Here is an 11435-nt window from a genome sequence, read left to right as displayed (position 1 = left end):
ACATCACGCGGATTCGCGCAGCATGATTTCCGCGTTAAGAAGAATACGCTCGCTTTCGGCCGTCGCTTCCGCGCCCTCTAGCTCATCAAGCTTGCGGAACAGCAGATCCATCGCCAGACGGCCGATCTCGTTATAATTCTGCGCAACCGTGGTGATCGGCGGGCAGGCGTAACGCGACAGCGGATGATCGTCATGGCCGGCGATGCGGATATCGCTGCCGGCAGACTGGCCGATCTTCAACCCATGCTGATAGGCCGCCGAAATGGCGCCGAATGCGACGCGGTCGTTGGCGCAGAGAATGGTTTTCGTCGGGAAACCGCCAGCGTTCAGAAACCTTGTGGTTTCCTCGTAACCAAAACGTTCGAAATCCCAGTTGCCGTCATGCGTTGTTTCCAACAAGACCGGCTCCATCTTCAACTGCCGCATCGCCTCGACATAGGCGGTCTCGCGCGTCGCGGCATTGGTGTTGACCGGCGGCATGCCGAGGTAGCAGGGCGGCTCGCCCGAGCGGACCAGATAATCGACGATCAACTGAAAGCTCTGGCGGTTATTGGTGCCGACGAAGGGGGAGGTCTCGTCCAGCGGCGAGTCCACGTAAACCAGCGCGATGGATTCGCCGAGCGCCTTCAGCGTTTCATGCTGCGACTGAACGCCGAGCGGGGCGATGATGGCACCGGCGACGTTCATCGATTTCAGCGTTTCGATGGCCCGTGCCTCGATTTCCGCATTGCCGTCCGACGACAGCACGAAGGCGAGAAATCCGGCGGCATTGGCGATCAGTTCGACGCGGCGGGTCAGCGCCATGTAGAACGGATCGGTCGAATTCGGGATGATGATGCCGATGATGTTGCTGCGCCGGCGGTTGAGATTGACGGCGAACATGTTCGGTCGAAAACCGCTTTCCTTCAGCGCCGCCTCGATCAGGCCGCGCGTCTTGGCACGCACCGAATTCGGGTCGTTGAAAAATTTGGACACGGTCGGGCGGGACAGTCCGACAAACTCGGAAAAGTCCTCCATCGTTTTGATGGGCGTCTTGATGGGTTTATCTGACATTGGCGTCCCACCCGGTTTGCTAATCGATTTAAATTATGGACGCAGTTCAATCAAAACTTCCGAGTCCATGCAAGCCGCGTGTTTCAGGCGCGGCAGGCTTCGAAATAATCTTCCAGCACGCGATCGACTGCGGCAAGAGCGAGGTCACGAGCCTTCGGCTGAACCTTGCCGTCACGCACCGATACATAAGCGCCGGTGAGATACTGGCTGATCAGCGTTTCGGGGATTTCGACACCGTCCAGAAGCGCAAAAAGCTCCTTCACGGCAGCATCGATTTCCGGCTGCGGCCAGTAGTAGCGGATGCGGTCGCTGTAGCTGAAATGGCGCTGGATGTGCTTGTCAGATTCCGAACCGTGGTAGTATTTGTCCCAGTTTTTCGGGTCCGCCGTCAGCACGCGTTCGACGGTGGCGATCAGCGTTTCCGAACGTTTGCCGGCAAAAAGGAATTCGGCGATCTGATCCAGACCATAAAACGCTTCGCGCAGCGCAAACGTCAGGCCGGGACCGACTTTCAGGATGGCAAAACCGTCCAGCACCAGCTGGCGCAGCATTTCGCGGGTCTGGTAATCGGTGGAATGGGCTTCGAACACCATGCCTGGCATGTCGGACAGCGTGGCGCTCAGCGCCTTGGCCTTTTCCGGTGCGTAGGGAATGACATTCTCGTTGCCATATTCAACGCCCGGCTGAACGACGGCACCGACAACGCGCGAAAATGCGTCCGTTACGCCGGCGGCTTCAAACGCCTTGGCATGCACGGCGATGGTTTCGCGGGCAGCGCCCGGCTTGGTCACTTCGAGCTCGTCGAGTTCCTCCATCGCACCGCCGGGGATCGGCACTTCGGTGCCGACGATATAGACGGGCTTGACGCCATCCGAACCCTTTAAGGCCGCCTCGGCAACGGCGGCAAGACGCGCGGCGCGTTCAGCCGTCAGCGTATCCGGTAGGGCCACCGGTTCACCGGCGCAGCCCATGCTGGTATCGAGATGCAGCTTGGTGAAACCGGCCAGTGCAAAGGCCTCGATCATCACGCAGGCTTTTGCCATCGCCTCTTCGGCGGGAAGGTTTTTCCACGGGTTTGGGCCAAGATGGTCGCCACCAAGGATGAGCTTTTCGATCGGGAAACCGGCCTTCTTGGCAATGCCTTCCGCAAAGGCGCGGAAATTCGCCGGCGTCATGCCGGTGTATCCGCCATCCTGATTGACCTGATTGCAGGTGGCTTCGACCAGCAGATGCGCATCCTGCTTCATGGCATGCAGCATGGAGGCTTCGATGACCAGCGGATGCGCTGAGCAGATCGACGGAATGCCCTTGACGCCGGAACCGTCCTGCCAGTTGGCGATGTCGGTGAGATAGCTCTTTTGCATGTCAGGCATTTCCTTGCGCTTGAATGAGTGCGTCGAGTTCGGCGCGGGTGGAGGCACCTTCCATCGGACCGGCTTTGGTGACGGCGCGGGCACCCGAGGCATTGGCATATCGCAGCACTTCGGCCGGGTGCATGCCCTTCAGCCAGAAGGTGACGAAGGTTGCGCCAAAACAGTCGCCCGCACCGGTCGGGTCGATTTCCTCGACCTTGTAACTGTCGAGATCGACCTGAGTGTCCCTGTCGAAATAGCTGGCGCCCTTGTCGCCGCGCTTGACGACGATGGCCTTGATGCCTTTGGCCAAGAGTTCGGCGACGGCTTCCTTTTCCGTCTTCGCCTCGGCGAACAGGAACAGTTCCTCGCCGCTCGGCATGAACAGGTCGGTCTTGGACAGAACCGTCTGCAGCGCTTCGCGCATGCCGGGGCTGTCGAGAATTTCGGGGCGCAGGTTCGGATCGAAGGAAACGGTGCCACCGGCCGCCTTGATGCGTTCGACGGCAGTCAAAATGCTGGTGACGACGCTTGGCGCGTAGAGCGCTGTGCCCATGACATGCATATGCGTGCAGGTGTCGATGAGTGCGAGCGTCTTGTCCGACAGTGCAATCTCGCCGCAGGCGCTGTTGCGGATGTTGAAAACGAAGTTGCGGCCGCCATCCTCCCGGTAACGCACGAAGGCGCTGCCGGTTGTGCCCATGGGCAGCACTTCGATGCCGGAGACATCGACGCCATCTTCGGTGAGGCGGTTGATATTGACCCAGCCGAAATCGTCATCGCCGACGCGCGAGATGATGGCGCATTCCTGACCGAGCTTGCCGACCTGATCGATGAAAATGGCCGGTGCGCCCGAAGGAAACGGGCCGATCAACGGCACGGCTTCACGAAAGCCGTTGCCGCGATTGGTGGCGACGATTTCGACCAGGATTTCGCCGATGGTGAGAATTTTCGACATGGGCTTCTTGCTCTACTGATTACTGCTTGGCTCGTTTCGAGCGCACATCGAGATAGACGGCGACCAGAATGACGAGGCCCTTGACGATGAGCTGGTAGAAATAAGGCACCGACAGCATGTTCATGCCGTTGTTGAGAACGCCGATGATCAAAGCGCCGATCAGCGTGCCGATCATGGTGCCGACGCCGCCGGCCAAACTGGTGCCGCCGAGAACGGCTGCGGCAATCGCATCCAGTTCATAGCTCATGCCGGCATTGGTCTGGGCGGAAAACAGGCGCGAGGAGAGGAGCACGCCGCTGATCGCCGCCATCACGCCGGAGATCATGAAGATGATGATCTTCAGGCGATCGACCTTGATGCCGGAATAAAGTGCTGCCTCGCGGTTGCCGCCGGTCAGGTAAGCGCGGCGGCCGAATTTGGTCTTGCTCAAGAGGATATGGTTGAACAGGAAGAGCACTGCCACGACCCAGATGACGATCGGGATGCCGATAAAGCTCTGGGTGCCGATGGCGGTCCAGCTCGGTTCCATGATCATCGCCGGCGCACCGTTTGTCGGCAGGCTGACCATGCCGCGATAGATGCCCATGGTCGCGACCGTGACGATAAAGGACGGCAACAGGAATTTCGCCGTCAGCACGCCGTTGGCGAGGCCGAGCAGGGCACCTGCCGCAATCGTCAGGATCAGCGCCGGCACGAAACTCATGCCGAAGGCAAAACACTGCGCGCCGACCATGCCGGCAACCGCAATGATCGAGCCGATCGAAAGGTCGATTTCACCGAGCAGAATGACCCAGGTCATGCCGAAGGCGGCAATGGCGATGACCGACACCTGCTGCAGGATGTTCAGAAAGTTGGCCACCGACATGAAGCGGCCGTTGGTGACGGAAAAAATCACGCACAGAACGATGAGCGATAAAAAGATACCGCCATACTGTTTCATGACCTGTTTGAAGGCGGCGCTGGCTGCGCTCTTGTCACTCATGATGCAAATCCCGTGGCAAAGTGCATGATCTTCTCCGGTGTCATCTGGTCAGGGTCGGCAATCGCCGTGACCTTGCCCTCGCTCATGACGACGACGCGGTCGCTCATGCCGATGACTTCCGGAAGTTCGGAGGACACGAGCAGGATTGCCGTGCCTTCCGCCGCCAGCTGGCGGATGATCTTGTAGATTTCGAATTTGGCGCCGACATCGACGCCACGTGTGGGCTCATCGAGGATGAGGATCTTTGGCTTTGTGAGCAGCCATTTGGCCAGCACGATTTTTTGCTGGTTACCGCCCGACAGCGAGCCGGCAATGGTGTCGAGCGAAGCGGTCTTGATGGAAAGGCGCGCGACTTCAGCCTTGGCGGCATCGCGTTCGCGCTTGCGCTTGAGGAAACCGAACAGGCTCGAAAACCCGTCCAGCGCCACCATGGAAATATTGCTCTCGACGCTGTGGCTGAGAACGAGGCCCTCTTCCTTGCGGTTCTCCGTGACGAAGCCGATGCGGCGCTCGATGGCCTCGACGGGCGAGGTGATTTTGACTTGTGCGCCGTCGATGGCAACCGTGCCGGCGGAAGCGTGGGCCATGCCGAACAGCGTGTTCATCACCTCCGAACGGCCGGAGCCGATCAGGCCGAAAAAGCCCAGAATTTCACCGGGGCGGATATCGAAGGAGACGTTTTCGAACTCTTCGCTGCGCGACAAACCGTTGACGGCGAGAACCGGCTTTTCCGTGCTGGCCGGGGCAGCCACGTCACGTGGCGGATAGATCTCGTTCATGTCGCGGCCGACCATCAGCGCGATCAGTTCGGCGATGGTCACCTCGGTCTTGTCGCGCGTGGTGATATAGCTGCCGTCACGCACGACGGTAATGTCGTCGCTCAACCGCATGATCTCTTCCATGCGGTGAGAAATGTAGATGATGGCGACGCCCTTTTCTTTCAGGCGGCCGATGATCTCAAACAGGATTTCGGCTTCGCTGTCGCTGAGCGACGAAGTCGGCTCATCGAGAATGACGACCTTGGCGTCGATGCTCAGCCCCTTGGCGATCTCGACCAGCTGGCGCTGCGCAATCGACAAATCACCGACCTGATCGGTGACGGAAACCGGAAGGCCGAGTTCCTTCACCAGTTCGGCGGCTTTACGAACAAGAGCTTTGTCATTGATGAAACCGCCGCGCGACGGTTCGCGGGTCGCCAGAATGTTTTCCGCAACGGTCATGTTGTTGCAGAGGCTGAGTTCCTGAAACACGATGGTGAGGCCGGCCCTAGCGGCATCCTGCGGGTTGCTGGGCGCATAAGGCTGGCCATCAAGCACGATCGATCCCGTCGTCGGCTGATAAACGCCGGCGAGAATCTTCATCAGCGTCGATTTGCCTGCGCCGTTTTCGCCGAGGATCGTGTGAACACGTCCCGGCCTAACCGAAAGCTGCATGGTCTTCAGCGCTTTGACCGCGCCGAATTCCTTCGACATGTCCCTGATTTCGAGGATCACCTTGTCGCCTGAAATTGCCATGGCGTCACCTTATCTACGAGCGCCTCGCGCGATCATCGCGCCGGAAGCGGCTCCCTATTCCTGATCATGCAGAGCTTCGAAAGACCTGCAGATTTCCGGTGGTCCGCGCTGGGGTAAGCGGACCACCGGAGGGAGGCAGTCTCCACGCGGAGACTGCCTCATGCGCAGAGCGTCCTGGGAGGGCTTACTGCTTCTTGGTGTAAACGCCGGGCACGATCGGCTGTTCAGCCGGAACTTCCTCGCCCGCCTTCAGCTTGATCGCGGTTTCGACGGCGAGCTTGCCCATCTGGTCCGGGAACTGCTGGATGACGCCGACGAAATCCGGATCGGCATCAACTGCCTTGATGGCTTCCGGCATGCCGTCGAAGCCGATGACCTTGACCTTGCCGGTCAGGCCGGAAGACTTGACGGCAACGGCGGCAGCGAGAGCCGCATCGTCACCGAAACCGAAGATGCCGGTGATTTCCGGGTTGGCCTGCAGCATGTTCTGGGCAACGGCCAGCGCTTCGGCGCGGGTAATACCGGTCTGGATCGACACGATCTTGATGTCCGGGTGCTTGGCAATGGCTTCCTTGAAGCCGTTGACGCGGTTCACCACCGACTGCACCAGCGGGTAGTCGATGATCGCGACTTCGCCCTTGCCGCCCAACTGTTCGGCCATCAGTTCCCCAGCCTTCACACCACCGGCATAGTTGTCGGTGCCGATATAGGAGGCGACCTTGGCGCCTTCGACCGGGACGTCTACCGTAATGACCTTGATGCCTGCGGCTTCCGCGCGGGCAACGGCTGCGAGTGCGCCCTTGCTGTCGACCGGCGACATGATGATGACGTCGACGCCCTTGACGATGAAGTCTTCGATATCGGCGAGCTGCTTGTTGAGGTCCTGGTTGGCGATCGAGATTTCGACCGACACGTTCTTGGCCTTGGCTTCAGCGGTGATCGCCTTGGCAAGCTCGTTATAGAAAGGATGCTGCTGGGTGAGCAGCGAAGCGCCGATGCCTTCGGCATGAGCCGCAACGGCGGCAAGCGAAAGGCTGGCGGAAACCAGCAGCGTCTTTGCGAAATTCTTGAGGGTCATTTTATTCCTCCCCGTCGATCAAGGCCTTATGAGCACACATCCGGCCGGCGGGCCTCCTCTGACCGGCGGATATGCATACATATGTCCTAAAATTTACGCGCGTCAATATTTTTGAAGTCGCGCGTAAATAAAATAACGGAAAACCGCAGGATGCCTGCAAAGAAACCGGCCGCGATCGGCGCCATGCACCTGACGTGTCATGCGGGGCGGACCCGGCGCTGAAGACGGTTGATTTTCTGGGGAGGGCTTTTGCGGGCCGCACCGTCGTTGCGCAAAGTGAGAGAGTCGAAGGTCCGGTTGCGGCGCAGGTTACGCTATTTCGCGATCAGCAGTTCGATGCCGCGTTTTTCGAACTCTTTGGCATCGCGGTCGGAAATCCCGTCATCGGTGATGAAGGAATGGATCACGTCCAGCGAGCCGAGGCGAGTGAAGGACGAGCGGTTGATCTTGGTGCTGTCGGCGACGAGATAGACATGCGCCGCCGCCTTGATCATCGCTTCCTTCAGTTGCAGGTCGGCGAAGCTCGGATAGGTCAGGCCGGCATCGAGCGCCACGCCGGCGGTGGCGAGGAACAGTTTCCCGGCAAAGATGTTGCGAAAATATTCGACCGACTTGTCACCGGAAAGCGACAGCGTCGGTGACTTGAACTGGCCGCCCGGCATATGAACGGCAAAGCTCGGCACCGATCCGAGAATGATCGCGATATTGAGCGCATTGGTGATCAGCGTCAGGTCACGACGGCTGGTCAGCCTTGTGGCGATTTCGGTCGTCGTCGTGCCGGCGTCGAGGATCAGCGTTTCTCCATCCTTGACGAGGCTTGCCGCCAGCGCGCCGATCCGACGCTTTTTGTCCATGTTCTCCTGATGGTGGAGTGTCATGGTTCCGGTCTGGGGGGCAATGCTGTTCAGATAGGCGCCGCCATGCTCGCGGGTGATGAAGCCGTCGTTTTCCAGTCTTTCGAGATCCTGGCGGATGGTGGCTTCCGATACCCGGAAGGCACCGGCCAGTTCCCTGACGCGCGCCGACCCTTCTTCCTGAAGCCATTCGAGAATGCGGCGGCGTCTCGGTTCGGACAGAAGTCCGACCATCGATTCCGACGCATCTTGCTCGTCTTTTGCTTCCATCTGGTCCTGCCTGAACTCGGAATTCGCAATCAATCGAAAGTGATCGACTCTGCTTCACGTCTTACAAGCATCGGTTCGTGTCATCAAATGCTCAGTTGGCGTTCTGCTGCAGCACGACGCGGGCCTGCAGTTTCTGCTGAACCTGATCGACCACGACGGCGGCGATGATGACGAGGCCCTTGATCACGGTCTGCCAGAAGGACGAGACGCCCATCATGATCAGGCCGTCGGCCAGGATGCCGATGACGAAGGCACCGACGATCGTGCCGGCTATGCGGCCTCGACCGCCCGACATCGACGTGCCGCCGAGAACGGCCGCAGCGATGGCGTTGAGCTCGAATGTTTCACCCGTCGCCGGGTGGCTTGCCTGCAGCTGCGACGAGATGATCAGACCGACGAACGCGGCGCAAAGACCGGAAAACATGTAGACAAACAGTTTGATGCGATCGACACGCACGCCGGAAAGGGCGGCCCCCCGCTCATTGCCGCCAACGGCGTAGATGTGCCGGCCAAGCGGTGTCCGTGTGGCGAGATAGGCCGCAATCAATGCCACCGCGACCATGATCCACACCGATACCGGCAGGCCGAGAAGCGTGCCGGAGCCGATGATGCGAAACGTGTCCGAGCCGTATTCCGGGTTGCCGGCAAGATTGGGAAAGGTTCGCCCCTCGGAAAACAGAAGGGCTGCACCGCGCGCGACATAAAGCGTGCCGAGCGTCGCGATGAAGGGCGCGACATTCAGCTTGGTAATCAGCAGCCCGTTTATCCAGCCTATGAAGATACCCACCACCAGCACGATCATGCAGATCTCGATCGTGTTGAACTGGATGCTGTAGGCGAGGCCGAGAAAACCGAGATCGATGCCGTAAAGCACCAGATAACCCGCTACCATGGCGCACAGCCCGACGATCGAGCCGACCGACAGATCGATGCCGCCGGCGATGATGACAAAGGTCATGCCGATCGCAAGCAGCGCGTTCAGCGCCACATGCTTGGAAATGATCAGCATATTGCCCATCGTCAGAAAATTCGGGGCGGCGATGGCGAAAAAGGTGAAAACGAGGATCAGCGCCACGAAAGTGCGCATATGCAAAAGCAGCAACAGCGCCGATGTGCGGGAGCGATGTCCTCCGATGACGGTCTTGACGTTGCCTGCGGCGTCGGTGCTGCTCATGAAAGTTCAACCTTGTTGAGATTGGGTGTTGCCGCAGAAACGACGTCCGCCGCACTTGCGCCGGCCGGAAACTGTCCGGTCAGCCGGCCATTCGCCATGACGAGAATGCGATCGGAAAGGGCCAGAACCTCTTCCAGATCGGAGGTGACAAACAGAATGCCGAGCCCGTCTGCGGCGAGCTTGCGCATGGTACGAAAGATTTCCGCCTTGGCGCCGATATCGATGCCACGCGACGGTTCGTCCATCAGAAGGATCTTTGGCCTTGTCATCAGCGCCTTGCCGATCACCACCTTCTGCTGGTTGCCGCCGGAAAGACTGGACACGGGATGTTCGAGGCTGGCGATCTTGATCGCCATGCGCTTGACGAATTCCGCTGCCTTTGTCGCCTCCGCCTTTAGACTGAGGTGAAAACCGCGGGTAAAATCGGCAAGCGACGACAAGGTCAGGTTCTCGCGGATGGTCATGATCTGCACGAGGCCATCGCGCTTGCGATCCTCGGGGATCAGCGCCAGCCCGCGCCGGATGCGTCCCGCCACACTTCTTTCCTTCAGCGGTTTACCACTTATAAAAAGCTGGCCGGAGGAATTGGGATGCTGGGCCATGATGCATTCCAGCAGTTCGGAACGGCCGGCACCCATCAGCCCGTAAAGGCCGACGATTTCGCCTTCGCGCACGGAAAGCGACATGTGATCGACGGCATAACCGCCGGCAGGGCTCGGCAGGCAGATGTTTTCCACCCGGAACACTTCACCACCCATGTCGTGGCCCACGGTTTTCGGAAAATCCTTGGACGCGCTGCCGATCATGTTGGCGACGATCCACGGGATATCGACGCCCTGCATCGAGCGCGAACCGGTAATGGCGCCATCGCGCAGAACGGTGATGTAGTCACCGATGCGGATCAGTTCTTCCAGCCGGTGCGAGATATAGACAATGCCGACACCCTGTTTCTTGAGGTCGTTGATGACCCTGAAAAGAACCTCGACTTCAGTCGCGGAAAGCGCCGAGGTCGGCTCATCAAGGATCAGGATGCGGGCGTTTTCCGCCAGCGCCTTGGCGATCTCGACGATCTGCTGCTGGCCGATCCGCAGGTTTCCGAGCGGTGCGTTCGGATCGATATCCTGTTCCAGTCGCTTCATCAGCGCCGCCGCCGCCGCCCGTTGCGCCCGCCGGTCGATATGAATGCCGCCGCGTGTCTTTTCGTGGCCGACAAAGATGTTCTCCGCCACCGTCAGGTTGGGAAACAGGTTGAGTTCCTGGAATACGATGCCGACGCCGTGTTTTGCAGCATCGGATTTGTCGGCAAACGTCACCTCGACACCATCGAGTTCGATCGTGCCGCCGTTCAATTGTTCGACGCCGGCAATCACCTTCATCAGCGTCGATTTGCCGGCGCCGTTTTCGCCAACAAGCACATTGACGGCGCCCATTCGAAGGTCGAAATCGACGTCTTTCAGTGCCTGCGTGCCGGGATAGATTTTGGATCCGTTGCGGATTTTCAGGCCGATCGGATGCGCTTCGTCGGATGCATCGCTCATGGCGCCACCTCGATCGACACCGGCATGACAAGCGGCTTTTCGCTGGCGGAGCGGATCACCACCGCGCCGAGGAAATCGATGCGTTTGCCTTTCAGTGCAGTATCGGCGCCCGGAAGCTTCGATACGGCCTTGTCGTTCAGCGCGCGACCGAGTTTTGCGTATTCGATCTGGTCGCGAAACGTCGAGAAATCGTAGAGCGCTGTCGTGTCGCGAAGAGCCGTGCCCTTGATGACCGGGCCAAGCTGCAATGTCGCATCCGCCTTTCCGTCGCCATCGAGATCGATATCGGCCGTTGCCGCTTTCGATTGCCGGTTCTCCTCGACAACAGCTGCGCTTCCCTTCACTGCAAAATTCCAGCCGCCACCGGCGCCGCCGACACGCGTGCCATGGCTCTCGCCGGCCTTGTCCAGTCCGCCCTTGATGGCGTCCTGCAGGGCAGCAAGGTCAACCGCTTTCTCGCTTAAGGCGGGAACGAGTTTGGCGTCGAACGTCGTCTCGACGGTTTCGGCAATCGGATCGACAGCGGTGCCGCCGGCCTCGTCCGTATCGGTTTTGACCAGTTTGCAGCCGGAAAGGGACGCGACAAGCAGACTTGCCGCAAGCAGGCTCATGATTTTCATGGGTTTCCGCACTTTCTTGTAAAGCAAGAGCCACCCGGAGCG

Annotated in this window: 10 protein-coding genes; all 10 read right to left on the bottom strand. The window is 59.5% G+C overall.

Annotation, left to right across the window (positions count from 1 at the left end; genetic code table 11):
- Positions 1-3 precede the first annotated feature (3 nt).
- The 10 genes from J2T09_RS00195 to J2T09_RS00150 all read right to left on the bottom strand — a co-directional run bounded on the left by J2T09_RS00195 (position 4) and on the right by J2T09_RS00150 (position 11393).
- Entirely contained in the window at positions 4-1017 is a 1014-nt protein-coding gene (locus tag J2T09_RS00195) for a LacI family DNA-binding transcriptional regulator (protein WP_306830751.1), read from the bottom strand.
- Between the two features lie 119 nt (positions 1018-1136).
- On the bottom strand, positions 1137-2417 hold the full coding sequence (locus J2T09_RS00190; RefSeq protein ID WP_306829789.1) for a D-tagatose-bisphosphate aldolase, class II, non-catalytic subunit: 1281 nt from the start codon (positions 2415-2417) through the stop codon (positions 1137-1139).
- A gap of 1 nt (position 2418) precedes the next feature.
- Positions 2419-3363 carry a tagatose kinase gene (locus J2T09_RS00185; protein ID WP_306829787.1) on the bottom strand — a complete coding sequence of 315 codons (945 nt, stop codon included), beginning with the start codon at positions 3361-3363 and terminating at the stop codon, positions 2419-2421.
- A 19-nt stretch (positions 3364-3382) separates the two neighbouring features.
- Positions 3383-4345 carry an ABC transporter permease gene (locus J2T09_RS00180; protein WP_306829785.1) on the bottom strand — a complete coding sequence of 321 codons (963 nt, stop codon included), beginning with the start codon at positions 4343-4345 and terminating at the stop codon, positions 3383-3385.
- Positions 4342-5859: a sugar ABC transporter ATP-binding protein gene (locus tag J2T09_RS00175; RefSeq protein ID WP_306829783.1), complete on the bottom strand. Its 1518-nt coding sequence runs from the start codon at positions 5857-5859 to the stop codon at positions 4342-4344. The genes J2T09_RS00180 and J2T09_RS00175 overlap by 4 nt, the downstream gene beginning before the upstream one ends.
- A gap of 184 nt (positions 5860-6043) precedes the next feature.
- Positions 6044-6937 (bottom strand): substrate-binding domain-containing protein, encoded by an 894-nt coding sequence (locus tag J2T09_RS00170; RefSeq protein ID WP_306829781.1) that lies wholly within the window; start codon positions 6935-6937, stop codon positions 6044-6046.
- Between the two features lie 314 nt (positions 6938-7251).
- Complete coding sequence (locus tag J2T09_RS00165) at positions 7252-8061, bottom strand: DeoR/GlpR family DNA-binding transcription regulator (protein ID WP_306829778.1); 810 nt, start codon at positions 8059-8061, stop codon at positions 7252-7254.
- A 91-nt stretch (positions 8062-8152) separates the two neighbouring features.
- Positions 8153-9148 carry an ABC transporter permease gene (locus J2T09_RS00160; RefSeq protein ID WP_306830749.1) on the bottom strand — a complete coding sequence of 332 codons (996 nt, stop codon included), beginning with the start codon at positions 9146-9148 and terminating at the stop codon, positions 8153-8155.
- Positions 9149-9231: 83 nt separating this feature from the next.
- Positions 9232-10773 (bottom strand): sugar ABC transporter ATP-binding protein, encoded by a 1542-nt coding sequence (locus J2T09_RS00155; protein WP_306829776.1) that lies wholly within the window; start codon positions 10771-10773, stop codon positions 9232-9234.
- Positions 10770-11393: a DUF2291 family protein gene (locus J2T09_RS00150; protein ID WP_306829774.1), complete on the bottom strand. Its 624-nt coding sequence runs from the start codon at positions 11391-11393 to the stop codon at positions 10770-10772. Before J2T09_RS00150 ends, J2T09_RS00155 begins: the two co-directional genes overlap by 4 nt.
- Between the last annotated feature and the right edge of the window lie 42 nt (positions 11394-11435).

It is taken from the genome of Neorhizobium huautlense (assembly GCF_030811685.1).
Lineage (GTDB): Bacteria > Pseudomonadota > Alphaproteobacteria > Rhizobiales > Rhizobiaceae > Neorhizobium > Neorhizobium huautlense_A.
The sequence above is the reverse complement of the archived record's forward strand: the minus strand, read 5'-3'. Positions and strand labels throughout refer to the sequence as shown.